This is a genomic window from Legionella sp. km535 (genome assembly GCF_003990085.1).
In the GTDB taxonomy this organism is placed as follows: Bacteria; Pseudomonadota; Gammaproteobacteria; order Legionellales; family Legionellaceae; genus Legionella; species Legionella moravica.
This window is the reverse complement of record NZ_RZGU01000001.1, coordinates 278,886-304,160: the sequence shown is the minus strand read 5'-3', so window position 1 is coordinate 304,160 and position 25,275 is coordinate 278,886. Positions and strand designations below refer to the sequence as shown.

Here is a 25,275-nt window from a genome sequence, read left to right as displayed (position 1 = left end):
GTAGGGAAAAATAGATAAAAGATCAACAGGCCCTAATACTTAATGAGATTGGTCATCTTTTAAAATCATGAAATAGGCATCTACGTAATCAGGCAAATGTCGTGTATTTTGGTAAAAAGCATCTTTACCCGGGTAGCGTCCTGCAAGGTAATCAACTTGATATAAATTATCAGCGAACGCGCCTCCTGTATCAGCCAATATTCCTGCCCTTGAAATCAGTTTTCCGGATTGTTCTCGATACTGAATCATTAGAACTTTCCCCAGACCAAACTCCTGCAAGTCAGCGGCAAAGGTAACTTTGGGATTGACAGTGATTTTATGATCCGCGTCTTTACCATAACCTTTGATTCCATCCACTTGCTTAAAATACCAATATCGCTCCTGTTGATAAGGTGCTTTAGTCCGATCATATGCGATATTATTTGTTCTGTGGACATTAAAAATTTTATGTTCATGAGTACCAAAATCAGCGACAACCGTACCTTGCAACAAAGCGGCCTCCAAGTCTTCCCGACTTAAGTAAGCCAATACTGGAACAGGTTTATTTTTAAGCGCACCGGCTAAAATAGCTTGCTTACCATACTTTAAACGAATTAATTCGGGTTTTAATTCTGCTTCTTCAATTGTTAAACCGCGTTCATCAGCTGGCAAGCCGTAAAGAGCATAAGGCATCCTGGGCGTTTTTATTGAACTGGCCTTAGCTAGATGAACATAATATTTGGTCATTAATATGCGATCATTAGGCAGATTTTTTAACAAGGGTTTATTCGTTGCTATTTTATTTGCTTGAATTTTATCAGGATACCAACGAATAAAATCAAAATGCTGCTTAACAAAATCCGGGTCGTTTAACCGCTCCTGATTTTGGCAAATAAAAATTAAAGTAGCTTTAACACGTTTTAATGAAACAGTGACCACCTTACCACCATGAATCACCTGTGGATCATAACTGGTACCTTTATTCAAATAGGCTAAGGTTTGTTTGGCAGTGGCGCATAATTCAGCCCCATTAAATTCATAAGTACCACGAAACAAGGGAGCTGATGCAACAAATTTGGGGGAAGCGCAGGCGGTGTGAACGAATAATAAACTTAAAAATAAAGTTCGAATATTCATTTATTCGACTGTCTCTTTTTTAACTTCTGCATTACGAGATAATCCCAATTTTTCTTTCAGACGAGCCACTGCATCAGGATCATATTGCCTTGTGGTTTTGTGCTTCACCACGACAGAAGCAGTCCTAACCGGTTGAGCTGCAGCGTGCTGGCTACTAAATGCAGGAGCTCTGACTGGATAAGTAGGCAGATAATCTTCACTGGAGGCTGAAGATGTATGACTGACAGGCTTGTTATACCCCATGGTATGTTGATGCGTTGCACTGGCTGGTTGTGATGCGGTTTTGCTTGCGACGATTTTGCGCGCGTTTCGAACGCTTTTTTCTACTCTCTTTTTAATCTTGGCTGCAGCATGATCTGCCTCTTCTTCAGAAACATCACTGACTGTATTACCTAGCAAGTCAATTCGTTTTTCGCGAGCCTTCAGGCATGCCAGGTAGTCAAGACGACGTGTAAACACTACAACGGCTTCTCTTAATTTACTTTTAGAAATACCTGCTTCTGCAGCTTTGTCTGCATACTGCAAAATGTCATCCATTATCCCCGTTTTCAAGGGGCGAATTCGTATTGAATTATCAAATGCACTGGGGAAATTAGCAGCCAGCCAAACCAATGCTTCAGATCGAGCCCTTTTGGATTGATTTTTCTGGGATTTATTGATTACAGCGGTGCGTGGATGCAGCTCCTGTTTTCTCATTATGGTACCTTTGTTGTAGAAAGTATTATAGGGTGAAAAGAACCCAAATTATTTGATTGGATAAGGTCTATTGATGACCGTGCACTGTTGGTTTTCATGTCCGAAATTAGAAAATGGAATAATACGGTTATTCACTTTAGAAATGAGCGCACAATGTACAATGTTTATCGGTTGTTTGCAAGTACTCTGGAGCAATTCACATCGCTAAAATCAAGGCAAACAAACTCTTTAATTTGTATCCGGTTAGAAAAATGCATTAAGATAAGCCTATAATTAAATATTTAATAATGGGTAGATTCATAATGAAACGAATAATTATGTCAATTCTGGCTATTTTATTTCCGTGGCTTGTTCTTCTGCTTCATGATAATCCCGGAGGCGCTATTGTCGCGTTAATTATGCAGGCTACAGTCATTGGATGGCCCTTCGCAGCGATTTGGGCCTGGCGTACCGTTCACCCTGTCAAAACGGCACCCAAACAAAAAATAGAAGAATAATCCATAACCAAATTTTAAATCATACCAGTTGGAGAACTCATGTTAACTCGCGTTATTGTTAATGGTGCAAAAGGTAAAATGGGCTCCCTTGCCTGTGAAACTTTGGCTAAACACCCTGCTTTTGAATTAGTAGCCCAGCTAACAAAGCAAGATAATCTCAGTCAAGCCATAAAAAACACTAACGCTCAAATCGTCGTTGACTTAACCCGAGCAGATTGCGTCTATGATAATGCTCAAACCATTATCCAACATGGCGCTAGTCCTGTGATTGGTACATCCGGGTTAATTTCCAGCCAAATCAAGGAATTAGCTGCAGCCTGTGAATCGCGACAGCTGGGCGGAATTATTGTCCCCAATTTTTCAATTGGCGCAGTTTTAATGATGACTTTTGCTGCTAAAGCTTCAGAATATTTATCTGAAGTGGAAATTATTGAAATGCATCATCAGCAAAAGCTGGATGCCCCATCAGGAACGGCATTAAAAACAGCGGAAATGATTGCTGCAGCAAGGAAAAATAAAAAAAATACACTGGAATTAAAAGAATTAATACCGGGTGCCCGGGGTGGCTCTCACCATGACATCAACATACATTCCTTACGTCTGCCAGGGGTACTCGCTCGTCAGGAAGTTCTTTTCGGTAACCTCGGAGAAACACTATCCATCACTCACGACAGCATTGACCGTCGCTGCTTTATGCCAGGGGTACTGCTTGCTTGCCAAAAGGTAAGAGGACTAAATACCTTGATATATGGACTGGAGCATCTGCTGTAACAAGCGACACCTTCGACAACAAGTTAGTTAAAACCAGGACACACTCCATAGGGCTTTTGAATGATCTGATTCTCTCATCAATCAAAAGACCCTGGAACAAATGCATCTAGGTTATGGGTTTATACAGCCAACAGCCTGTGATTAATATGCTACGGCACTGCTGTTCGCTCGTTTGGAAGCCTCAAACAACTCAGTCCACTCAGCTATTGCCGCATCAGCAAGAACGTCAAGGCTTTCATCACCAACGGCAAAAACTGATGCCAATATATTGCGGATCCGATCATATACTGAATTCGTTTCTTTTGTTCGTGTTGAATTCGATACGGGTCGATTTAAAACTTCTAAAAATATTTTTTCCAGTCGCAATATATTATCATTACCTGCATTTTTATCTTGCATCAAATTGCGAATTTTGGTGATCCCAGCGGGTGACGAAGTGGATTTTTTCTTATCAAACAACCCCAATCCCCAATCTTTGGGTTTACAGAATCGACTTTCCTCTGCTATCAAGGGGCTTAAAGCATCATAAAGTTTAGTACACACTTCCTCGCCTAATTGTCTGGCCGTTAATTTACACAACAACTCATTGTCCGATACAAAATAGGACTTCAGATTTTTACTGATATTTTTAACTTCGTTGCCTGTAGCCATCAAGTCATCATATTTCACACCATTTCTGGTACCTAAACGAGCATTAATTGCCTCAATAATATCAGCGGGCAAATACATATCCGGGGTTTTTATACCATCAGATCCTGGAGCGTTTTGTCCTGCATGCTCATGTTGATGTCGAGACATATAGATATCGGCGAATAGATTTACAAAATTAATACGCTCCATTTTATCGCTTGGTACGCCAAACTTAGGCCAAACTCCATATTTGTCTTTATATAAAATCATGGCATCAGTATGCATTAACTCTATGGCTTTTCTATCTTTGCCGCTCACACAGGAACCATAGCTATGACCGTCTATAGTAAGGGTAATCAGTTGCTCTAAAGAAGTTAAAAACAGCTCTCTTCCCTCATAATCCCAAAAAGTCGCTGAGCCAAGAGGGGACCCCAGGACTTGTTGATATTCTTCTAAAAACTCCTCTAATCCTGGATTATTGGCCACATAAGTCCGTGCAATCATCAATAAATAGAGACTATTCGCATCATCTGATGCGGTATAGTAAATATATTTTGCATAGTTAAAAGGATGATTGTGTTGTAAAACAGAAGCAGTCTTCCCACTTCGTTGAACAGTCGAACGCGCGATTTTGAATAATTCCAGATCAGGTGGAACAGGCAAACTCTCCGAAACCAGTGAAGGGAGATAATCAACTGCATGGATTGGACTGATTAGCGTCTGAAATAAACACATCTGCCCAGGTTTTGCGTGTTCCGTAACTTTGGCAAAATTAGAATCGCTATGGCGCTGTTGAACAGACTCGGGAGACTCTAAAACATCACGACTTGCTACATGACTGGATCTAAAGCGTTTTCCATAGAGATGCTTAACCTCATAGGTGTGATCCGATTGAACCACTTCAGGATTAATTTTTAATAAACTATGGGCTGCATAGTTTGCTGGAATAGGCAAGGTCCTGTGACGACTAGATAAAAAGGTCACGGCATCTTCAACACGATCCGTCTGTTGCAGAGCATGTGCTAAAAAGCTCTGCTGCACCTTCGAAAGAGACCAATACCACAAGGGAATACTGGATAAATTATCAAGAGAATTCCTGAATGCAATACTGTCTTTCTTTGCTATTATAAATTCTCTAAATTTAGTTAAATTCGCATCAAATTTGTCAGGTTCTGCAGCCAAAACCTTGATCATTGCTTTCTGAGCCTTACTAAAGCCCTTAGCTCGAGAATCATCAGTTTTATCCTTATACCAGGTGGGATAAGGCTGAATATCCTTATGAATTTGTTCTAATTCCGCAGCAATATTGAGTGATGATCTTTTTATCTCAATCCAGCTGTCCAAAAAAGAATTGATGTCCTGGATGATCGAGGTCGCATTTAGCGGCTTTAAATCCAGATTAGTAAAGTACTCCTTTTGAAATTCTTCAGTATTCTTAAACCAGACCGGTGTTTTTGGATATTTTCTTGATTTGATTTCATTTAATTCGGCTATAAATTCATCAGTATAAGGAGGTAGTGACTCATCATATTGTAAAACATACTCTGTTCCATGCTCCGTTTGCATGGGCATTAATGTAGCCAAATCAGGACGACCTCGACTCATTAATACATACTGCTCTGCTTCATTCAAACAGGCAACACTCTCGTGAAAAGCAGTGCCTTTCGGCCAATCCCAGGATGTAGATATTACTTCTACCAGTTTGGCTGTGTATGCCTCCAGTTCCGTTTGTAACTCTTCAACAGAATCTTTTGCTAAATCACAGGCGTTTTTAAATTCTTCAGCATAATTTTTTAGCGTTTCAGCTTTTAAGGCAGTAAACTTGGGATCCAGGGGATATGCATCAAGCATAAATAAAAATGCATCATGAAGACTGTTTATGCGTCGTTCATAGCTACGCCTGTAATTAGGTTTTTCCTGAAAATATTCAATTTGATAATTGGGTATGAGAGTATCTAATGTACGAGATAACTCAGGCGATATTACAGTACCTTCCAAAACACGTAAAATTATACCTTTTCCCATAGCTTATTCCCTTACTGCTTTTTATTTTCATTATTGTACAAATAATCCAACGAAACAATCATATGCTTCGTCATTAAAATTATTTTCTCAGTTAAGATATCAGGAAGTTGAGTACCTTAATAGTTTTACTTCATGCTAAACTATATTTTTTTGGATAAATAATAAAAGGATGTCTATGAAAAGTATAGAAGATTTTGTAGGGTTTTCTGAGGCAGGTATTGATGACGCCGTACAAAATGCTCTGGAAAATGCAGGGAATCCTCTGCATTTCGAAGTAGTGGAAACACTCGGTTCGCAAAATAACAAAACCAGACGTCAATATCAGGTAACCTTGAAAAAAATAACTGAATAAACGCTTACTGCTGTGTTTTTAATTTGACGGCTCGTTTGCAATTTGATGATGTTTCGATACCAGCTAAAACAGTTCAATAACGCATCAGTTTAAACGAATCCAGCAATATACCATGCGATTCACTTAAGCACCTGCACACGGTGCTTATTACACATCATAAAAAAGGAGTTTAACAATGGGATATAACGTACCGCATTTTATAGGTGGCCAACTGATCAATGAGTCTAATACTGAAGCCCATCCAATTTTCAATCCAGCCTTGGGTGAGACTATTGGTGAAGTTCACTTTGCCTCGAAAACTTTGTGTGACAAAACAGTAGCAACGGCAAAAGAAGCAGGATTTGAGTGGGCGGAAACCCCGGCAATCAAAAGAGCACGTATCCTGTTTAAATTCAGAGATTTATTAGAAAAACATCAAATGGATCTGGCTCGTATTGTTACCCGTGAGCATGGAAAAACCCTGGATGATGCTAAAGGCTCCGTTGCACGCGGTATAGAAGTAGTCGAATTACATTGCGGTTTGGTCAACCAGCTTAAAGGAGATTTCTCTGCAGATGTAGCCAGCCATATCGACTGCCTTACCTTCAGGCAACCACTGGGAGTATGCGCAGGAGTATCTCCCTTTAATTTTCCGGTAATGGTACCCATCTGGATGATGATCCCTGCTATTGCCTGTGGCAATACCTTTATTTTAAAACCTTCTGAACAAGATCCTTCTGCTCCAATACGCTTAATGGAGCTATTAAATGATGCCGGTTTACCTCCTGGAGTAGTCAATTGTTTACAAGGTAATAAAGTAACCGTCGACCATTTATTGGCTCATCCTGATATAGCTGCATTTACTGCAGTAGCATCCACCCCCGTTGCGCAGTCCATTTATACTACTGCTACAGCATATGGAAAACGGGCTCATACTTTTGGCGGTGCAAAAAATCACTGCGTGGTCATGCCTGATGCTGATTTGGATCAAGCGGCCAGTGCCATTGTGGGTGCGGCATATGGTTCTGCTGGCGAACGATGCATGGCTTTATCAGTGGCAGTTGTTGTGGGCGATAAAACCGCTGATGATTTAATTGCCAAAATGGCGCCACAAATACGAGCGATGAACATTGATGCCGGAGATGTTGCTGGCACCGACATGGGGCCATTGATCAGTAGTGCTCATCGCCAAAAAGTTCTGGCTGCAATTGACAAAGGAATCAGTGAGGGTGCCCAATTAATTATTGATGGCCGTTCGTTCAAACACCCACAATATCCTCAAGGATTCTTTATCGGCCCCTGCCTTTTTGATCAGGTTACTGAACCCATGTCGGTATATCAAAATGAAATTTTTGGACCAGTGCTCGTTATAGTCCGGGTGAATCATTTTGAAGAAGCCCTCGCTCTGGTAAACAGACATCAATACGGTAATGGTACTGCCATTTTTACTCGCGATGGATTTACCGCTCGTGAATACAGTCAAAAAGTACAAGTAGGCATGATAGGAGTAAATATTCCTATCCCAGTACCCATTGCCAATCATCCTTTTGGAGGCTGGAAACGCTCCTCGTTTGGAGATACCAACATGCATGGAGAAGAGAGCATCCATTTCTATACGCGGCGTAAAACAGTGACCAGTAAATGGCCCGTCACCCAATTAAAAGGAAGCGCTTTTGCTATGCCTACTCATTAATATCAGCTGAGACAAGGGATCACAATCAATTATTATGGAGTTATCAATGGCTAGAATAGGATTTATAGGATTGGGGCATATGGGTTTGCCTATGGCTATTAATCTGATTAAAGCGGGTCATAAGGTGTCAGGTTTTGACTTGCAAGAGTCAGCCCGAACTCATTTTGCGGAATCTGGGGGCCTGGTTTCAAGCAGCCTGCAAGAAGTAGCTAACAATCAGGATGTCTTGATTACCATGCTGCAAACTGGAGAACAAGTGTTACAAGTATGCAAGGGTATTGATGGATTATTCAACAAGGCCAATTCGGATACTTTGTTCGTTGATTGCTCTACTATTGATGTAAATTCTTCACGCGAGTTCCATCAGCTGGCAAAAGAACGTCATCTGCGTTCTGTTGACGCACCCGTTTCAGGAGGTGTAGCTGGAGCAGCTGCCGGAACATTGACCTTCATGGTGGGTGGTGATCTTGACGCATTCAATGCCGCGCGCCCTATTCTTGCCAATATGGGACCAAAAATGATTCATACTGGTGGTCCTGGTAGTGGTCAGGCAGCGAAAATATGCAATAACATGATTCTTGGTATTTCAATGGTCGCTGTTTCTGAAGCGTTTATTTTGGCAGATCAACTGGGATTAACCGCTGAAAAATTGTTTGAAGTTGTCAGTAACTCATCAGGACAATGTTGGGCAATGACCAAGTATGTTCCTGTTCCAGGAGTATTGGAACATGTTCCCGCCAATAATGAGTACAAACCCGGTTTCGCTGCAGCCATGATGTTAAAAGATTTAAAATTAAGTCAGGCAACTGCGCAGTCAGCCCATGTTAAAACTCCATTGGGAGCCCATGTTACCAAACTCTATCAATACTTTATTGATCAAGGTCTTGGTGAGCTTGACTTTTCAGCAATTATCAAACTGATTGCCAAAGGGGAAGAGGTTTAAAATGAGCTCAATTCATTTATCGCACCCAAAACTAAGCAACACGCTGGAATCATTAACTGAATTTTGGTCTGAGATCGCCAGCCAAACTCTTGATTGGATTCGTCCCTGGGATACTGTTCTTGAAGGTGGATTTAAAGACGGTGATGTCTCCTGGTTCAATGGCGGCCAATTAAATGTCAGCGCCAATTGCCTTGACAGGCATTTACCCCACGGAGCCAACCATCCAGCCATTATTTGGGAAGGAGATACCAAACAAGAACAGAGTACTCTGACTTTCGCACAATTGCATGAGGAAGTGTGTCGAATGAGTAATGTGCTGAAGTCTTTGAATATTAAAAAAGGAGATAAAGTTGCCATTTATTTGCCGATGATACCAGAGGCAGCGATTGCCATGCTGGCTTGTGCGCGAATAGGTGCAATCCATACAGTAGTTTTTGCAGGGTTTTCAGCTCATGCCTTAAGACAGCGTTTAATCGCTTCAGAGTGTAAATGCTTGATCACTGCGGACGGTTTTAAACGCGGTGGGAAGAGCGTCAATTTGAAAGAACAGGCGGATGAAGCCGGTATCAATCTGAACCTGCACACTTTAATTATTAAAAAAGACCATTCCCCTGTTTCATTCAATGCCAAAACCGATCATTGGTGGCATGAGTGCAAGCACGAAGTTTCTGCCCACTGCATACCTGAACCCATGGATGCAGAAGATCCTCTGTTTATTTTATATACTTCGGGAAGTACGGGACAGCCTAAGGGTGTAGTTCACACGACTGGCGGCTATCTGGTACAGGCAGCGTATACACATCAATTGATTTTTAATTGCCAAAAAAATGAAGTATTTTGGTGTACTGCAGATGTAGGCTGGATTACTGGTCATAGCTATGTAGTCTACGGTCCTCTATGCAACGGAATTACTACCCTGATGTATGAAGGGGTACCTACCTGGCCTAATCCGGCAAGAAACTGGCACATTATTGATAAATATCAGGTCAATGTATTTTATACTGCACCTACGGCCATTCGTTCATTAATGCGTGCCGGTGACGAGTGGTTAAATACAAGTTCCAGAGCATCACTTCGCCTGTTAGGAACTGTTGGTGAACCGATTAATCCGGAAGCGTGGAACTGGTATCATCAAAAAGTAGGGCAAGGAAAATGTCCGGTTGTTGATACCTGGTGGCAAACTGAAACTGGAGCCATCATGATTAGTCCAAGGCATGATACCCCTTTAATTAAACCCGGATCAGCCAGTCATCCTATTCCAGGCATTGTTCCAATACTGTTAAATGAACAAGGGCTTGAAATTCATGGAGCAGGAGAAGGTTCCTTAGCGATTAAATATCCTTGGCCTTCAATCGCAAGAACAATCGCAGGAGATCATCAACGGTATCGTACAACCTATTTGATGAACGGATATTATATCACCGGTGATGGGGCTAAAAGGGATAAAGATGGGGATTACTGGATTACTGGACGCATTGATGATGTCTTGAATGTTTCAGGTCATCGTCTGGGTACCGCAGAAATTGAAAGTGCTCTAGTCAGCCATCCCAGTGTAGCGGAGGCTGGTGTAGTAGGCATTCCCCATGAAATAAAAGGACAAGGGATTTTCGCCTTTGTCATTTTAAAGCAGGGTTATGTTGGCAGCGATCAATTAAAAGAAGCTTTAATAGAGCAAGTTAAGGAAGAAATTAGCGCTATAGCCAAGCCAGATGAACTTTATTTTGCAACTGATTTACCCAAAACCCGTTCGGGTAAAATAATGCGACGGATTTTACGCAAAATAGCGGGCCATGAAGTAGAGAGTATTTCCGAGTTAGGTGATTTATCGACTTTATCCAACCCACATGTTGTTGAAGAACTGATGAAAGACCTCTCTGAATACGACAAATTTTAATTAAGTAATCCCTCAAAAAAACGACTTAATTTAGTTGTAACTTTTTGAAAGATATGTGTAAACTTGGCGTCTATCATATGGATAATATCAATGAATTAATTGATATTTAAAATGTACATTTCATGTGGAACAAGGCGCAAGTCACATGCATCGCTAAAATGTTTCTGACGCGGTTAATTACAGAAACAGTTCATTTAAACAAATAGCTTGTTCAATAAATAACAAGGCATCACGATATAGATGCAATCACCTCTATACCAATGAATTACAATTTAGCCTAAGTTTTATAACCTAAGGATGGGAGCATGATTATTTACCTTCGCAATAAATTTACACAGCGACTAATATTAGCCGTTTTATTGAATATAATTCTAATTCTCGCCCATGCGGGCAAACCCTTGTTTATTATAAGCCCGTTGACTACAACACATATATCACTGCCGAGCAATGATATTGCGCAGGTGCAGTATAGGGTAACTAACAACACAAAATTAACAAGAACTTTGACAATTAAACCAATAACAGCAGTCAGTCAATCCACTGTTGGGGTGGGGGTATGTGCTAATCCATTTATACTCGCGCCTCAAAAATCGTGCATACTGAATTTAACCATTAATGGTATCGCGCTGGCCTCAGCACCTTCCCCTATGATTTTGAATGGCCCAATAGTATGCAAAACAACTACCTATGAAAGTGAGGTTAGTTCTGATTCAGACCCATTCTACTGCGCACGACCAGGACCAGGCGCTGAATTGGATGTTCATTTAACTGATCCATTAACCTCTGCGACAATTACAGTGACCGGTTCTCCATTGACACTTTATGGCAATGGTCCTGATCAATTATTAACAATTAATAATACATCCTTTGCATTAACAGCCACCAATGTTTCATCCAATTTTTCAGGAACAGCTCTGAATGGTTTAGTCACACAGACAGCATCTAACTGCACCAACTTACCACCCGGAGGCCGCTGCACACTAACATTTACCCCTGGCCCCTCCAACGTGGCTCAAACTAATTTTTTAATTCAAGGGGATAACACCAATGCTCTTACCGCAGCTATAACCATTACGACGGCTCCCCCCGAGTTGACTGGCATCAATCCCTCATCTGGAACGTCATCAGGCAATGCACAAGTAACTTTATCGGGTAATCATTTAGCCGGTACGACTTCCGTTACTCTGGGCGGAATTGCAGCAACCAATGTCAATATAATAGACAGCAATACTGTAACGGCTGTGACGCCTGGCCATGCAGCTGGAATTGTTGATGTTAACCTGACAACACCTGGAGGAACTGCTATTTTATCAAATGGTTATACTTATCTTGCAACATCTGTTGGACAAAATTCGGGTGGGGGAAAAATTGCGTGCCTGGGTGGTGGTTTACAAAATCTTATTACAACAGCAGCAGATTATAGCGCAGCTCTTAAATGGGGAGGAGGAGCCGGAGCTTTTGCTACCAGTAACACAGACGGTGCAACAAATACCGCTCAGATTGTAGCAAATGTTCCGAGTGCTCCTGGCACCTTTGCAGCTTCAGCTTGCGCCCTCTATGAAGTTGACTCTGCAGGAAATTCCCCGTGTCAAATCGGTAACGCCTGTTATAACGATTGGTTTTTACCAGCGTTAACTCAGCTTAATTGTTTGTATACAAATAAAGTTGCCATTGGTGGCTTCTCAAATATTGCCTATTGGTCTTCAACAGTCTTAAGCCTCTTTCTTGGTTACTATCAAGAATTCGGTGGAGGTGGTACAGCCGGCGCCGATAGGAATAATCCATTACATTTTCGCTGCGTTCGAGGATTTACCCCTTAGCAGGAATTTAACTAAACGTCCCTGAGTTAAGTTAGACCCTGTAATCCTGAACTCAGGGCTTACAATGAGCCTTAAATTTTAGTTGACACGATTTAGCGGACGGATGAATGATTTCTAAATAGAAATTACTCATCAATCCGGGGATCCAGCTAACAAGATCATAAGCCACGGCTGGACTACCGCCTTGACCCAATTTTTTTAATTCGAGTCTGACTCATTGAAGCAAGGCCTAATCCAATGCAAACCATGAGTTTAATAGTTCAACCAACTCATCAATACCGTCTTTTTTAAGCGATGAAAACGATTGCACTGAAATCAAATGATCTGCCAAATCATAGTGCTTACGTACTTTAAGCACTGTATTTTTTACTTCGCTGCGACTTAATTTATCCGATTTAGTCAATAAAATATGCACCGGAAGCTGTCGATTCAAAGCCCAATCCACCATCATTTGATCCAAATCCTTTAATGGGTGGCGTACATCCATTAACAGAATCAGCCCTTTCAGGCTTTCTCGTACCTCAAGGTAATGCGCCAGATTTTTCTGCCACTCCAATTTCACTTGCAGCGCTACTTTTGCATATCCATAACCTGGCAAGTCAACCAATCGACGTTGTTCGTCCAAAGAAAACAAATTGATTAATTGGGTGCGGCCTGGTGTTTTACTCGTCCTGGCAAGGCTTTTTATACCGGTTAAACAGTTTAAAGCACTGGATTTACCGGCATTTGATCGGCCTGCAAAAGCCACTTCATAGCCTGTATCCTCAGGTAATTGGTCAACTCGGGCTGCACTTTTTAAAAATACTGCTTTAGAATATAAATTTGCTAACATGGAATATAATTTCATTTTGGGATTTTGACCTAAGCAGTGTACCATTAAATTACCAATTTATTATGAGATAACGATGAAAAAATTAGCACTCTCTCTCATCTTGTGCTTTCCATTAGTTATACACGCGCAGGAAAATCCCTCCAAAGGGCAAGATTTGGCTCAAGTGTGTGCTGCCTGTCACGGTCAACAAGGCATTAGTCCTTCTCCAGAATGGCCTAATCTTGCAGGTCAACACCAACAATACCTGGTCAAACAATTAAAGGATATGAAAGAAGGCAAAGTGCGTATCGCCCCGACAATGACTGCGATGATAGCCCATCTTAATGAACAAGATATGAATGACTTGGCATCATTCTATGCTAAAATGCCACTCGCTGAAGGCTTTACACCCAAAAAATACCTTCGAAGAGGCGAGCAACTTTATAGAGGTGGTGATTTTAATAAACACATCACTGCGTGTATTGCCTGCCATGGTCCCAAAGGAACAGGTAACGCCCAGGCAGGTTTTCCTGTTCTTTCAGGCCAAAAAGCACAGTACACTGTCATGCAGTTGCAGGCATTTAAAGACGGTAAACGAACAAATGACCTAAACCATATCATGCAGGATATCAGCGGCAGGATGACTCAGGATGATATGGAAGCAGTAGCCCATTATATCGAAGGTTTATATTAAGGAATAAAACATGTTAAAAAAATTAGTCAGTATTTTATTATTGTTACCTGTTATGGCCTTTGCCGCCCAATTTGTAGAAGGGAAAGATTACCAACTGGTTAGCAATCCCCAACAATCGGCAAATAAAGGTAAAGTCCCCGTAGTTACCGAATTTTTCAGTTACGGTTGTCCCTGGTGCTATAAAATCGATCCTTCAGTTAATGAATGGGCAGGTAAATTGGGAAGCCATGTGCAACTGGAGCGCGTTCCAGTAGTGTTCAAACCTGATTGGGAATTGTATGCAAAAGCATACTATACTGCCAAAACCTTAGCCTTATCAGACAAACTGAATCCTCAATTATTCAAAGCCATCCAGGAAGAGAAAAAACCTTTGGCATCAAAACAATCCATGATTGATTTTTTTATAGCTCATGGTGTTGATCGAGAAATTGCCAAAAGTGCTTTTGAAAACTCACCGACGATTGATATGCGAGTGCAAAATGGCATGACCTTAATGGCTGGTTATCAAATCAATGCTGTTCCTGCGTTTGTAATCAACAGCAAATATAAAACCGATCTGCAAATGGCTGGTAGCCAGGAACGTTTAATCCAGATATTAGATTATCTGGTACGAAAATCTGCTTAATCAATTCATTTGTTTCCCTTATCAGATCTACTGAATTTGGGAAACAAACAAAGAAGGTAACGCCATGTCTCGATAAGGTATAAACCCGATCTCCGCCCTATAAACCCTTACCCGGATTTTCCAAACTTAAAATTCCAGTATTGAAATCATAGGCAAATATTTCAGCGTAGCGCCCCCAGTCAATCATGGTACGTAAAACGCGATCCGCTTCCTTCTCGCTCAAATAATCTTCCAGCTTACTTAAAAAACGCTCTTCAGATACACGATGCCCAACTTTTTCATCTAAAACTCTGCGGATGTAGCGGGCAAGAGGTACTTTTTCCAATAGTCGTTGAGCAAATAACTGCTTACGCTCCTGCAGATCAGCTTCGGAAAACTGTTTCCCTAAATCACTCAGTTGAATGTCTCCGGCTGATACCTTGGCAAATCCAAGAATTTCCAGAGTTTCAAGAATGGGGAACAGATCATCGATATTCATCATGAGCTCATCAGCAAGCTCAGGTAAATCGATGCGCTCCTCGAATGACTTCATGGTTTCAATCAATCCGGATAATTCTGAAGGCTCAACATCAGGTAATCTGTAGCCTAAGCCAATCTGACGTTCTCTTTGCGCACGCTTCGCCTTTTCCTTGGGACCCGTCGTCATTAAAGTATAAATCTTATCAACCAAGGCACGAAATTCTGGCGTTTCAGGATCTCTGGGTTGTGGCAAAGTCACCGGTAATTCTGCACGAATATATCCAGGATCATTTCCAAAAATAACAATACGGTCAGCAAGAGTGGCCGCCTCTTCAATATTATGGGTTACCAATAATATCCCATTAGTATTGGTTTTCTTTTCTTTCCATAGTTCCAGCAAGTCGGATTTTAAATTTTCTGCAGTTAAAACATCGAGCGCCGAAAACGGTTCATCCATTAGCAGGACGTCAGGATTAATAACCAAAGCACGAGCAAAACCAACCCGTTGTCGCATACCTCCCGACAGCTCTTTTGGAAATGCGGATTCAAAGCCGTCCAGTCCAATGATATCAATGGCTTCGATTGCTCTATGTCTGCGCTCATCACGACTGACTCCTTGGGCTTCAAGTCCAAGTTCAACATTTTCCAGCACATTCAGCCAAGGCATCAAGGCAAAAGATTGAAAGACCATGGCGATTCCTTCCACAGGCCTGGTAACCGGTTTTCCTCTATAAGTAACCGTTCCGCTCGAAGGAGCAACCAATCCGGCAATAATCCGCAACAAGGTCGACTTTCCCGAACCGGATTTTCCCAATAAAGCGACTATTTCACCTTCCTGTAATTTGAAATTAACGTCCTCAAGGACCAACAAATCCTGAGAAGAAGCCTTTTTAAAAGACTTCCTCAGATTTTCTATGGCAATAATGGTTTCAGACATAAGTGCCTCAATTAAAATTAAAACGCTCTTCAGCTAATCGATAGAGTGGACGCCAGATGAGGTGATTAAAAGCCAAAACATAAATACACATCATCGCAGTCCCCAGAGCAATTTTTGGAAAATCACCTGCTGTTGTACTGGCTTGTATGTATTCCCCCAATCCAGTCGCTTGAAGCGTAATGTTTCCCCAACTCACCCATTCAGCCACAATACTGGCGTTCCAGGCGCCGCCTGCGGCAGTGATTGCGCCCGTGATATAAAATGGAAAAATACCGGGCAACGCCAGGCGCTTCCACCAATTCCATCCTTTCAGACCAAAATTATCCGCAGCAAGATATAAGTCCCTTGGAATGCTTGATGCCCCAGCGATAACATTAAATAAAATATACCACTGAGTTCCCAAAATCATCAGCGGGGTAACCCATATTTCTACACTTAAATGAAACTCAACTATGGCGATGACGAACAGAGGATAAAATAAATTAGCTGGAAAGGCAGCGACAAACTGTATTACAGGTTGTATCTTTTGAGCTATTCGAGGTCTTAAACCTATCCATACTCCAACCGGTATCCATATTAACGAACTTAATATAATTAACACGATAACTCGTGTTCCTGTAGCCGCTCCAAGTAAAAATACATGCACAATATCGCTGACCTTTAGTTCAGCAAGAATAAATCTTAATAACAACCAACTGCCGCTGATTATAGACAACAGAACCAGAGCGCTCCATATCCGATCCAGACGCTTCTGCCGTTTAAAATCAATCTCCTTGACCGCTTTAGGTTCACTGATGCGTAACCATCGGGCGTTCACAAAACCACCGACTAATATCCCAATTCCCTTGGTAAATCGTTTCATCAACCGACTGCCGCGAATCAAGTCAATAAGCCAGGATTGATATTCCGATTCATCAGGTGATTGTTCCACTTTAAATTTTTCCGACCAGGCAATTAAAGGTCGAAACAGAATTTGGTCGTATAAGAAAATAACGATCATCATCGTCAGTATCGCATAACCCACCGCATGCAAATCTTTCTGAGCAATAGCCAAAGCGATGTATGACCCAACACCAGGTAATCGAATGTTTTGATGGGCTACAGAAATGGCTTCAGATAAAACCACAAAGAACCAGCTTGCCGACATCGATATCATCATATTCCATAATAATCCGGACATGGAAAATGGAACTTCCACCTTCCAGAATCGCTGCCATGCCGAAAGCCGGAACATGGATGAAACTTCCTTTAAATCATGAGGCAAAGTTTTTAATGATTGATAAAAGCCAAAGGTCATATTCCAGACCTGAGCACAAAATATAGCAAAAATGGAAGCGCACTCAGGGCCTAACAAACTGTTGGGAAACAAATGAATAAAGCCTGTAACCGTAATGGATAAAAAACTGAGTACGGGGATGGATTGCAAGATATCAATCGCAGGAATAATGACTTGCTCTGCCCGACGGTTTTTAGCGGCCAATGCGCCCACTATAAACGTAAATATAATGGAAAAAATTAAAGCGATAAATAAGCGTAAAACGGTGCGCAAAGCATAAAAAGGAAGATTGGAGGGAGCCAAAGATATAGGGATCTGATCACCCAACTGATACGGGGTGGCCATTTGCGATCCAGCCCAGCCTAAAAAGAACAAAACGGAAAAGATTAAAATAAGTAACAGGATGTCCCAGCGATTAATGAATCGGCCGACTGTATCAGGGTTTGCAGAATAAAAACGGCTGTTACGAACCATAGCTTATATACCTTAATTATAGACAGGGCTTAGTAAGCATTTCGTAGTAAGCATTTTCGTAAGTCCCACTTCAAATAAAATACCACAAAATGGTGCGAAGCTGTATACGTCATGCGATTTACCAAGGCAAAATGATCTGACAAGATCTCTATTTTGGATCAATACCGTGATATTTTATACCAAGAGCCTCCCTGCCCCGGTGTTTTGCCTGGATCGCTTCATAATTAAAACAAAGAACATGGATAAGATTGTACTCGCCATTAAGAGATCGACATCTTGATAACGGGTCCAGCAATCCAGGCTTTGTGCTCGCAATTAAAATGAAGAACAGGGAGCAGACAGTAATTGATCCGCTTCTTCATCAGTTAATAAAACTTGTTTTTCTAATAAATGCAGCTCTTGAATATCAGCACGTTTCTGATCAACCGCTGTAAACGTTAAGTGCAGTTCAGCATAAGGGTAATGCCATACTCGACTCATAGTAATGTTCATTCGTTCAAAGGCAGCATGCACGGCGTGACAATTTCGCTCACTATCATCTACAAAATCGATGCTATGAAAAGAGCCAATGTCTCGTAATAAATAGCCTTGACTTACCACATACTCAAAACAGTGGCCTTTGTCATTGCCGTTTGCAAAAATGACTCCGTTTTTAATTTCCACGAGCTTGTCATTAAGAGTAAATGTGGCATCGTTTAGAACTCCACTGCTAAAAGACACCCCTAGAGTATCAAGCAACGACAGTGTTTTGTCAGTCAAGATGTGATTTCGAGCAGTTAAACCAATGACAGTTACCTGATTTTTCTTTAATTGCTCAATAATATCAGCGACATTTTTGGATTTATCGACAGGCACCATCTCTGTTGAAGCCAGTTGGGCCAAATTGTATATCTCGATAGTCAAAAGAAGGGCTTGAGATGGAGCGTGTCCATCTGCAGCGTGTTGTTGTAATCTCATACGAAACCAGGAATCAAGGCCTATAGCTTGAGGTACTCGCCCTATCGTGTCATCAATGTCTAAAACCACTAGAGAACCTGATTGAGCATGGGACAATATATGCTCTATATCACTGTGTTGTAAGAGTTCATTTTTAATTGCAGGAGTGCTGGATGCCCCCTCGAACATTTGAAAAAATTTACTTGAATACATTGATTTAATATCCATGATTTAAAAGGGCCGAAATTTTACACAGAAGCCAATATTATTACAACAAGGAGCTTTAACTTGCTGAATCAGAGGCAATGAATAAGATTATATGAATCTACGCAGCTCCTGAACAAATTAAAGCAATAAGTTACTTATTTGTTTTTTTGTAACTACCCACGTCATCCCGAACTCAGTGAGGGATCTCCTGAATATGGTGCGGTGCTTGCGTTGGAAGATCCTTCACTACGTTCAGGATGACGAAACTGAGAGCCGTCATCCCGATTGCAACGAGGGCTCTCCTGAATATGGTGCGGTGCCTGCATTGGGAGAGCCGTCATCCCGAACGCGATGACGTGGGTAATTGTATTTTTTTGAATAAATATTGAACTTTCTTGCGAACCCGGTGTCTAAAGTTGTGAGTATTCCCCCCCGAATACTCTGCCCCGCTTTCCCCTCTTTATGCGGGGTAGTGTCTGTTTTCATCCAATTCAGACACATAATGTTCCCCGGTACTTTAACCGGGGTTTTTTTTATATTAAACTTTCAATCAGTTTTAATTGGCTCATGATGTATGGACACACGTATCATGATTCATCACAATGTTGAGGTAAGTCCCGCACAATAGGACTAAACTGGAACCATACCACTATTGAGAATACATCGATGACTAAACTGTTTACTATTGCAGCTGGCTTATTATTGTTTTTGGCACCCCATACAGGAATCGCAGCGCCAGATAGAACGCAATTGGCAGTCTGGGCAAATGAAGCCATTATAGCAACGTATACTTTTGACTTTAAAAACTACTTGCAACAGCAGAAAGAAATTGCCAAATATTTTACATCTGATGGCTGGATAGCATATACCAAAGCCCTTAATGACTCGAAATTACCGGAAGCCGTGCAGAAAAATTCATACGAAGTCACTGCAGTTGCCACCCAACCCCCTGTATTAACAACACTGGATCCAACTCATTGGCAAGCAACCATGACCGTGCTGGTTGTTTATAAAAATCCACAATACCAACAGCAGCAAAATTTAAAGGTTGTCTTAAGCTTTACCCAAGCGCCTTCAGGACAAGGAGTGAGAGGTTTTGCTGTAACCAGTTTACAAGCCGGGATTACAGAGCCTCCATGTGAGTGTAAAACTCCTGAAACCGAAAACACTACCCAATAATCCGATAAACAATGAACCCAATATGAAAAACGATTAAGCAGCAAAGTACAATAACAATAAAATTTAATTTAACCGGAATAGTAACATCCAAAGCAGACTGTTCCGGATTATTCGGATTATAATACACATCAATTTCTGAGTTCTCTTTAAAGGCCATCGCAGCTTTATATGCAACCAAACGGGCATATTTGGAATTGGGGTTGTTGTGTGACGTATCTAAAAACAAATACTCGCCAATCAAGTCTTTATCCTGAACCTGATAACTGTATTCAACCTTAGGCCAGTGACTATGCCCCACTTTGGTCCAGTCACAACGGATAATATGGCCTTTAACCTTTAACCAGGATTTTGACTGCACCAAGTCTGATCGATTTCGCCAAAAATGCCTTAAAAGTACTAAAAGAAAGGTCAACCAACCTAAATCCAGCACCCATCTCCCAGAATTAAGCCAATTCATTATAAAAATCCCTTAAATTTACAGTATATAGCTATTTCGTTTAATTATGCGAAAAATCAAAAGCTAAATCTCGCAAATTTAATCGCAACGAGTATAATCACAAGCATCAAGGTGATAAATAAGGATATGCAATGATTGCAAAAACCCCTCTTCACGCCACCCATCTGGCAAGTGGCGCAAAAATGGTTGATTTTCATGGCTGGGATATGCCTCTGCACTACGGTTCTCAACTCAACGAACATCATTTTGTCCGCAAAGATGCAGGTATTTTTGACGTATCACATATGACTATAGTTGATATTCTTGGTGCCGGTGGACGTCAATTTTTGCGTAAATTACTGACTAATGACGTCGATCAGTTACACCATAATGGCAAAGCATTATACAGCTGTATGTGCAATGAACATGGTGGCATTATTGATGATTTAATCGTTTATCAACGTGCCTCAGATAATTATCGCGTAGTACTCAACTCAGCAACTCGACAAAATGATATCAACTGGATTCGTAAGAAAAGTGAAGGATTTGCTGTAGGATTACAAGAACGACAAGAATTGGCGATGATTGCTGTGCAAGGTCCTAATGCCATAGCCAAAACCTTGACTGTCCTAAGCCCGGCTCAAATCGATGCGGTTTCAACCCTGACCAACTTTGAATGTGTGGATGTGGATAACTGGTTTTTTGCTCGCACAGGGTACACCGGAGAAGACGGATTTGAAATCATCGTTCCCTGGGAACTTATTACCCAATTATGGGATGATTTAGTAAAAGCCGGAGCAAAACCATGCGGACTCGCCGCCCGAGATACCCTCAGGCTGGAGGCCGGCATGATGCTCTATGGCCAAGATATGGATGAAACAACCACTCCTCTTGAATCAGGACTCGCCTGGACCGTCAAATGGGAGCCTCAAGATCGAGACTTTATCGGTATGGGTGCCTTATATTCCCAGAAACAACAGGGAGTTAAGCGAAAAATGGTTGGACTCACTCTATTGGATAAAGGCATCATGCGTCATGGCCAAAAAGTGATTATTGAAGGTTGCCCTGATGGAATAATAACCAGTGGCAGTTATTCTCCAACATTGGAGCACTCGATTGCTCTGGCACGTGTTCCAGTAGAAACTGGCGACACGGTCATGGTAGACATACGAGGTAAACTGGTTCCAGCACAAGTAGGGAAACCACGTTTTGTGAAACAAGGAAAGGCCATCTAACTTAATTCTCGTAAAATAAGCACTTTATATAAGGATAAAATAATGAATGATTTAAAATTCACAGCAACACATGAATGGTTAAAATCAGGCCAAGACGAAGTTACTGTAGGAATTACCGATCACGCACAACAATTACTTGGTGATATGGTATTTGTTGAACTGCCTGAAATTGGTGATGAAGTCAGTGCGGGACAGGAATTAGGTGTTGTTGAATCCGTTAAAGCTGCTTCAGATTTTTACGCTCCAATCAGTGGTGTGGTAACCGCCGTTAATGATGCGGTAGTTGAGAACCCAGCCATTGTGAATACAGATCCCTATATCGCTGGCTGGCTGGTTAAACTCAAACCCAGTAATCCAAACGAAATTAACGAATTATTGAGTGCTGATCAATATCAAAACGAGATAGCTGAGGAAAATTAATCATGCCTTATATTCCACACACTCCTGAAGATACCAAAGAAATGTTGACGCAGATTGGCGTCAACGAAATCCAGGCATTGTTTGATGAAATACCTTCATCTCTGCAATATGCCGGATTTCAAAATATGCCTTCTGGCATCAATGAAATGGATATGCTGAAAGAAGCGCAGCATTTAGCAAATAAAAACCGTAACGGTATCTGTTTTATCGGAGCAGGATGTTATGAGCATCATATTCCTGCGGCGGTGTGGGATATTGCGTCTCGCGGTGAATTTTTAACTGCGTATACCCCTTATCAAGCTGAAGCCAGTCAAGGGACGTTGCAATTATTGTATGAATACCAAACAATGATCTGCGAATTAACGGGCATGGAAGTGTCAAACGCCTCTATGTATGACGGCGCCACTGCACTTGCAGAAGCCGTACTCATGGCGGTCAGAGTGAACAAACACAGTAAAACCAATAGAGTATTAATAGCCGGCACTGTACATCCCTTATATCGCGAAACCATCGAAACAGTTGTACGTAATCAGCATATTGAAGTGCTTACTCTTCCATTCGATGAGCAACAAGGGATTACTGCTTTATCTGCTTTGGAACAATATTCCGGGGAAGATATTACTGCGCTGATTATTGCACAACCCAATTTCTTTGGTTGTCTGGAACAGGTAGACAAACTCACCGACTGGGCACATCAAAACAAGACAATCAGCGTAGCATGTGTCAATCCCGTGTCATTGGCCTTACTGAATCCTCCTGGTCAATGGGGTGCGCATGGAGTTGACATTGCGTGTGGTGAAGGACAACCCTTAGGTTCCCCTATGGCATCAGGTGGACCCTACTTTGGCTTTTTAAGTACCCGAATGGCCCATGTGCGTCAAATGCCAGGACGATTGATCGGCTGTACCGTTGATAAAGAAGGCAAAAGAGGGTTTAGCCTGACCCTTCAAGCCCGTGAACAGCACATACGCCGCGCCAAAGCCACCTCCAATATATGTACGAATCAAGGCTTGCTAGTCACTGCAGCTACGATACACATGAGTTTACTTGGAGCTGATGGGCTTCGGCAGGTTGCCAGTCAGTGCCATCAAAATACTCATGATTTAATAAAAGCACTCATCGAAATTGAGGGCGTCGAACAGGTGTTCAAAGCTCCTTATTTTCATGAGGCATTACTCAAGCTGAATCGACCGGTTGACGAGATATTAAAGCAATTAGCAGATGCAGGCATCGCAGGAGGGTATGCACCAGGCGATCACTATCCACAACTGGCCAATACTTTGTTGGTTTGTGCTACTGAAATGCGTACTCCTGAAGATATCGCAACTTATGCCCGAACATTAAACACCATTATGACCAAGCGAGGTGCCTGATGTTTATCGTACAATTAACGTATCTGACCCCTCTTAACGAAGTAGATAAATATCTGCAGGCTCATAGAGAGTTTCTTGATTACTATTACAAACAAGGACTTTTGCTGTTTTCAGGTCCTATGAAGCCACGAACCGGTGGTATCATCATCGCCAACACTAATGATAGAGAATACCTGGAATCTATATTTAAAAAAGATCCTTATTTTCTGGCTGAAATAGCTGAATACCACTTTATCGAGTTCACTCCGATGATGTATCGAGACGAGTTCAAAGAACTTATTCAAAAAACGGAAGGCCTATTATGATGATTTTTGAATTATCCAAAAACGGACGGCAGTCTTTTGCTCAGGCTCCTAAAATTACAGACAGCACCTATGCGATACCGGCTGAGTTTCAACGTAAAACTCCACCTAAAATGCCCGCTTGCTCTGAATTACAGGTTGTGCGCCACTATACCCGCTTGTCCCATAAAAATTTTGCAATTGATACCAATTTTTATCCTCTGGGCTCCTGTACCATGAAATACAACCCTCGAGGAGTTCATAAAGCCGCCTCTATTCCTGGATTTGCCAATAGACATCCTTTAGCGCTGGAAAGAGACAGCCAAGGCTTCCTGGAGTCGCTGTACCGTTTACAAAACAACATTGCAGAAATCACCGGTATGGCAGGAGTATCTCTAACGCCGATGGCAGGCTCGCAAGGTGAGTTTGCGGGGGTAGCCATGATCAAGGCCTACCACCAATCACGAGGAGATACAGCTCGTGATGAAATGCTGATTCCAGATGCAGCCCATGGAACTAATCCAGCATCTGCAGTCATGTGTGGGTTTAAGGTCATTGAAATTACAACCGGCGCAGACGGTGACATTGATCTGGAAGAATTGAAAAGTAAAGTAGGTCCCAGAACAGCTGGAATCATGCTGACCAATCCCTCAACTCTGGGATTATTTATGCGGCAAATCAAAGAAATTGCTGCACTGGTGCATCAAGCAGGGGGGTTACTGTATTACGATGGTGCCAATCTTAATGCCATTCTTGGAAAAGTCAGACCTGGTGATATGGGATTTGACGTAATGCACCTCAACTTGCATAAGACATTTGCTACACCCCACGGTGGTGGAGGTCCAGGTGCAGGTCCTGTCGCGGTCAGTAAAAGGCTGGTTCCATTTATGCCCCTGCCTGTTGTGAAAAAGACGGGGTCAGAGTATCAATGGGCTACTAAACAAGATTATCCACAAAGCATTGGCCGCTTATCCTGCTTTATGGGTAATGCCAGTATTTTGCTGCGCGCTTATTTCTATATGGTTGTGTTAGGTAAAGAAGGTTTATTACGCGTTTCTGAATACGCCACACTTAATGCCAATTATTTACTCAAAAAATTAACTTCAGCAGGATTTACACCCGCGTATCCTGGTAGAAGAGCCTCTCATGAATTCATTCTGACGTTGAGTCCTGAGAAAAAGAGCTTTGGCATTACGGCAATGGATTTGGCAAAAAGACTGTTGGATTACCGTTATCATGCCCCCACGACCTATTTTCCTTTGCTTGTTCCGGAATGCCTCCTTATAGAGCCTACTGAAACTGAAAGCAAAGAAGAATTGGATGGTTTCATTCAAGCCATGAAAACCATCAGAGAGGAGGCTGCTAATAATCCCAATCTGCTGAAAGATGCGCCTCATACCCTACCCGTAAAACGTCTTGATGATGTAAAAGCAGCACGAGAACTGGATTTGAATTATTTTGCCAGAAACACATCTGATTCAAACCAGGACTAATCCTTAATCCCGGGTTACACCTT

Annotated in this window: 23 protein-coding genes; 15 read left to right on the top strand and 8 right to left on the bottom strand. The window is 41.7% G+C overall.

Annotation, left to right across the window (positions count from 1 at the left end):
- Window positions 1-39 precede the first annotated feature (39 nt).
- Window positions 40-1,116, bottom strand: coding sequence for a hypothetical protein (locus tag ELY21_RS01300; protein ID WP_127106142.1), 1,077 nt, complete (start codon window positions 1,114-1,116; stop codon window positions 40-42).
- Window positions 1,117-1,812, bottom strand: coding sequence for a ProQ/FinO family protein (locus ELY21_RS01295; protein WP_127106139.1), 696 nt, complete (start codon window positions 1,810-1,812; stop codon window positions 1,117-1,119). It abuts the gene before it with no gap.
- A gap of 302 nt (window positions 1,813-2,114) precedes the next feature.
- Here ELY21_RS01295 and ELY21_RS01290 point away from each other — a divergent pair, with 302 nt between their 5' ends.
- Window positions 2,115-2,309, top strand: coding sequence for a hypothetical protein (locus ELY21_RS01290; protein ID WP_127106137.1), 195 nt, complete (start codon window positions 2,115-2,117; stop codon window positions 2,307-2,309).
- Between the two features lie 39 nt (window positions 2,310-2,348).
- Window positions 2,349-3,080 carry a 4-hydroxy-tetrahydrodipicolinate reductase gene (gene dapB / locus ELY21_RS01285; protein ID WP_127106135.1) on the top strand — a complete coding sequence of 244 codons (732 nt, stop codon included), beginning with the start codon at window positions 2,349-2,351 and terminating at the stop codon, window positions 3,078-3,080.
- Between the two features lie 141 nt (window positions 3,081-3,221).
- On the opposite strand, the gene ELY21_RS01280 is transcribed toward dapB, so the two are convergent.
- Window positions 3,222-5,735 (bottom strand): oxidoreductase, encoded by a 2,514-nt coding sequence (locus ELY21_RS01280; protein WP_127106133.1) that lies wholly within the window; start codon window positions 5,733-5,735, stop codon window positions 3,222-3,224.
- Between the two features lie 175 nt (window positions 5,736-5,910).
- Here ELY21_RS01280 and ELY21_RS01275 point away from each other — a divergent pair, with 175 nt between their 5' ends.
- The 5 genes from ELY21_RS01275 (at window position 5,911) to ELY21_RS01255 (ending at window position 12,416) form a co-directional block, all read left to right on the top strand.
- On the top strand, window positions 5,911-6,087 hold the full coding sequence (locus tag ELY21_RS01275) for a dodecin domain-containing protein (RefSeq protein ID WP_127106131.1): 177 nt from the start codon (window positions 5,911-5,913) through the stop codon (window positions 6,085-6,087).
- A gap of 175 nt (window positions 6,088-6,262) precedes the next feature.
- On the top strand, window positions 6,263-7,759 hold the full coding sequence (locus tag ELY21_RS01270) for a CoA-acylating methylmalonate-semialdehyde dehydrogenase (protein WP_127106129.1): 1,497 nt from the start codon (window positions 6,263-6,265) through the stop codon (window positions 7,757-7,759).
- A gap of 46 nt (window positions 7,760-7,805) precedes the next feature.
- The gene (gene mmsB, locus ELY21_RS01265) at window positions 7,806-8,702 is read left to right on the top strand and encodes a 3-hydroxyisobutyrate dehydrogenase (protein ID WP_127106127.1); all 897 of its coding nucleotides are present in this window, start codon (window positions 7,806-7,808) and stop codon (window positions 8,700-8,702) included.
- A gap of 1 nt (window position 8,703) precedes the next feature.
- Window positions 8,704-10,596, top strand: coding sequence for an acetate--CoA ligase (gene acs, locus ELY21_RS01260; RefSeq protein ID WP_127106125.1), 1,893 nt, complete (start codon window positions 8,704-8,706; stop codon window positions 10,594-10,596).
- A 305-nt stretch (window positions 10,597-10,901) separates the two neighbouring features.
- Window positions 10,902-12,416, top strand: a complete 1,515-nt coding sequence (locus ELY21_RS01255; protein ID WP_199741607.1) for an IPT/TIG domain-containing protein — start codon at window positions 10,902-10,904, stop codon at window positions 12,414-12,416.
- A gap of 229 nt (window positions 12,417-12,645) precedes the next feature.
- Here the strand turns inward: ELY21_RS01255 and yihA are convergent, their stop codons facing one another.
- Window positions 12,646-13,248, bottom strand: coding sequence for a ribosome biogenesis GTP-binding protein YihA/YsxC (gene yihA / locus ELY21_RS01250; RefSeq protein WP_127106123.1), 603 nt, complete (start codon window positions 13,246-13,248; stop codon window positions 12,646-12,648).
- 73 nt (window positions 13,249-13,321) lie between these two features.
- On the opposite strand from yihA, the gene ELY21_RS01245 reads away from it, so the two are divergent.
- Both ELY21_RS01245 and ELY21_RS01240 read left to right on the top strand, forming a co-directional pair.
- A complete protein-coding gene (locus tag ELY21_RS01245; protein WP_127106121.1) occupies window positions 13,322-13,921 on the top strand; it encodes a cytochrome c in 600 nt (199 codons plus the stop codon).
- Between the two features lie 10 nt (window positions 13,922-13,931).
- Entirely contained in the window at window positions 13,932-14,546 is a 615-nt protein-coding gene (locus tag ELY21_RS01240; RefSeq protein WP_127106119.1) for a thiol:disulfide interchange protein DsbA/DsbL, read from the top strand.
- 97 nt (window positions 14,547-14,643) lie between these two features.
- On the opposite strand, the gene ELY21_RS01235 is transcribed toward ELY21_RS01240, so the two are convergent.
- From ELY21_RS01235 to ELY21_RS01225, 3 genes are all read right to left on the bottom strand, one after another.
- Window positions 14,644-15,942 (bottom strand): AAA-associated domain-containing protein, encoded by a 1,299-nt coding sequence (locus ELY21_RS01235; protein ID WP_028385454.1) that lies wholly within the window; start codon window positions 15,940-15,942, stop codon window positions 14,644-14,646.
- A 7-nt stretch (window positions 15,943-15,949) separates the two neighbouring features.
- The gene (locus tag ELY21_RS01230) at window positions 15,950-17,692 is read right to left on the bottom strand and encodes an ABC transporter permease subunit (protein WP_127106117.1); all 1,743 of its coding nucleotides are present in this window, start codon (window positions 17,690-17,692) and stop codon (window positions 15,950-15,952) included.
- A gap of 315 nt (window positions 17,693-18,007) precedes the next feature.
- Entirely contained in the window at window positions 18,008-18,841 is an 834-nt protein-coding gene (locus ELY21_RS01225; RefSeq protein WP_158618489.1) for a DUF2608 domain-containing protein, read from the bottom strand.
- Window positions 18,842-19,501: 660 nt separating this feature from the next.
- On the opposite strand from ELY21_RS01225, the gene ELY21_RS01220 reads away from it, so the two are divergent.
- On the top strand, window positions 19,502-20,014 hold the full coding sequence (locus tag ELY21_RS01220; protein ID WP_127106113.1) for a DotI/IcmL family type IV secretion protein: 513 nt from the start codon (window positions 19,502-19,504) through the stop codon (window positions 20,012-20,014).
- Here the strand turns inward: ELY21_RS01220 and ELY21_RS01215 are convergent.
- Complete coding sequence (locus ELY21_RS01215) at window positions 20,004-20,471, bottom strand: DUF3592 domain-containing protein (protein WP_127106111.1); 468 nt, start codon at window positions 20,469-20,471, stop codon at window positions 20,004-20,006. The genes ELY21_RS01220 and ELY21_RS01215 overlap by 11 nt on opposite strands.
- 131 nt (window positions 20,472-20,602) lie before the next feature.
- Between ELY21_RS01215 and gcvT the strand changes: the two genes are divergently transcribed.
- The 5 genes from gcvT to gcvPB are packed head-to-tail and all read left to right on the top strand — an operon-like array spanning window position 20,603 to window position 25,252.
- The gene (gene gcvT / locus ELY21_RS01210) at window positions 20,603-21,685 is read left to right on the top strand and encodes a glycine cleavage system aminomethyltransferase GcvT (RefSeq protein WP_127106109.1); all 1,083 of its coding nucleotides are present in this window, start codon (window positions 20,603-20,605) and stop codon (window positions 21,683-21,685) included.
- Between the two features lie 42 nt (window positions 21,686-21,727).
- Window positions 21,728-22,105, top strand: a complete 378-nt coding sequence (gene gcvH / locus ELY21_RS01205; protein WP_127106107.1) for a glycine cleavage system protein GcvH — start codon at window positions 21,728-21,730, stop codon at window positions 22,103-22,105.
- A 2-nt stretch (window positions 22,106-22,107) separates the two neighbouring features.
- Window positions 22,108-23,478 (top strand): aminomethyl-transferring glycine dehydrogenase subunit GcvPA, encoded by a 1,371-nt coding sequence (gene gcvPA / locus ELY21_RS01200; protein WP_127106105.1) that lies wholly within the window; start codon window positions 22,108-22,110, stop codon window positions 23,476-23,478.
- Window positions 23,478-23,783: a YciI family protein gene (locus tag ELY21_RS01195; protein WP_028385463.1), complete on the top strand. Its 306-nt coding sequence runs from the start codon at window positions 23,478-23,480 to the stop codon at window positions 23,781-23,783. Before gcvPA ends, ELY21_RS01195 begins: the two co-directional genes overlap by 1 nt.
- Window positions 23,780-25,252 (top strand): aminomethyl-transferring glycine dehydrogenase subunit GcvPB, encoded by a 1,473-nt coding sequence (gcvPB, locus tag ELY21_RS01190; protein WP_127106103.1) that lies wholly within the window; start codon window positions 23,780-23,782, stop codon window positions 25,250-25,252. The genes ELY21_RS01195 and gcvPB overlap by 4 nt, the downstream gene beginning before the upstream one ends.
- The last annotated feature ends 23 nt before the right edge of the window (window positions 25,253-25,275 follow it).

Excerpts from the sequence above, each read along its gene's own strand:
- ELY21_RS01300 (WP_127106142.1), bottom strand. The coding sequence starts at position 1,116 with ATGAATATTCGAACTTTATTTTTAAGTTTATTATTCGTTCACACCGCC.
- ELY21_RS01295 (WP_127106139.1), bottom strand. The coding sequence starts at position 1,812 with ATGAGAAAACAGGAGCTGCATCCACGCACCGCTGTAATCAATAAATCC.
- ELY21_RS01290 (WP_127106137.1), top strand. The coding sequence starts at position 2,115 with ATGAAACGAATAATTATGTCAATTCTGGCTATTTTATTTCCGTGGCTT.
- dapB (WP_127106135.1), top strand. The coding sequence starts at position 2,349 with ATGTTAACTCGCGTTATTGTTAATGGTGCAAAAGGTAAAATGGGCTCC.
- ELY21_RS01280 (WP_127106133.1), bottom strand. The coding sequence starts at position 5,735 with ATGGGAAAAGGTATAATTTTACGTGTTTTGGAAGGTACTGTAATATCG.
- ELY21_RS01275 (WP_127106131.1), top strand. The coding sequence starts at position 5,911 with ATGAAAAGTATAGAAGATTTTGTAGGGTTTTCTGAGGCAGGTATTGAT.
- ELY21_RS01270 (WP_127106129.1), top strand. The coding sequence starts at position 6,263 with ATGGGATATAACGTACCGCATTTTATAGGTGGCCAACTGATCAATGAG.
- mmsB (WP_127106127.1), top strand. The coding sequence starts at position 7,806 with ATGGCTAGAATAGGATTTATAGGATTGGGGCATATGGGTTTGCCTATG.
- acs (WP_127106125.1), top strand. The coding sequence starts at position 8,704 with ATGAGCTCAATTCATTTATCGCACCCAAAACTAAGCAACACGCTGGAA.
- ELY21_RS01255 (WP_199741607.1), top strand. The coding sequence starts at position 10,902 with ATGATTATTTACCTTCGCAATAAATTTACACAGCGACTAATATTAGCC.
- yihA (WP_127106123.1), bottom strand. The coding sequence starts at position 13,248 with ATGTTAGCAAATTTATATTCTAAAGCAGTATTTTTAAAAAGTGCAGCC.
- ELY21_RS01245 (WP_127106121.1), top strand. The coding sequence starts at position 13,322 with ATGAAAAAATTAGCACTCTCTCTCATCTTGTGCTTTCCATTAGTTATA.
- ELY21_RS01240 (WP_127106119.1), top strand. The coding sequence starts at position 13,932 with ATGTTAAAAAAATTAGTCAGTATTTTATTATTGTTACCTGTTATGGCC.
- ELY21_RS01235 (WP_028385454.1), bottom strand. The coding sequence starts at position 15,942 with ATGTCTGAAACCATTATTGCCATAGAAAATCTGAGGAAGTCTTTTAAA.
- ELY21_RS01230 (WP_127106117.1), bottom strand. The coding sequence starts at position 17,692 with ATGGTTCGTAACAGCCGTTTTTATTCTGCAAACCCTGATACAGTCGGC.
- ELY21_RS01225 (WP_158618489.1), bottom strand. The coding sequence starts at position 18,841 with ATGTATTCAAGTAAATTTTTTCAAATGTTCGAGGGGGCATCCAGCACT.
- ELY21_RS01220 (WP_127106113.1), top strand. The coding sequence starts at position 19,502 with ATGACTAAACTGTTTACTATTGCAGCTGGCTTATTATTGTTTTTGGCA.
- ELY21_RS01215 (WP_127106111.1), bottom strand. The coding sequence starts at position 20,471 with ATGAATTGGCTTAATTCTGGGAGATGGGTGCTGGATTTAGGTTGGTTG.
- gcvT (WP_127106109.1), top strand. The coding sequence starts at position 20,603 with ATGATTGCAAAAACCCCTCTTCACGCCACCCATCTGGCAAGTGGCGCA.
- gcvH (WP_127106107.1), top strand. The coding sequence starts at position 21,728 with ATGAATGATTTAAAATTCACAGCAACACATGAATGGTTAAAATCAGGC.
- gcvPA (WP_127106105.1), top strand. The coding sequence starts at position 22,108 with ATGCCTTATATTCCACACACTCCTGAAGATACCAAAGAAATGTTGACG.
- ELY21_RS01195 (WP_028385463.1), top strand. The coding sequence starts at position 23,478 with ATGTTTATCGTACAATTAACGTATCTGACCCCTCTTAACGAAGTAGAT.
- gcvPB (WP_127106103.1), top strand. The coding sequence starts at position 23,780 with ATGATGATTTTTGAATTATCCAAAAACGGACGGCAGTCTTTTGCTCAG.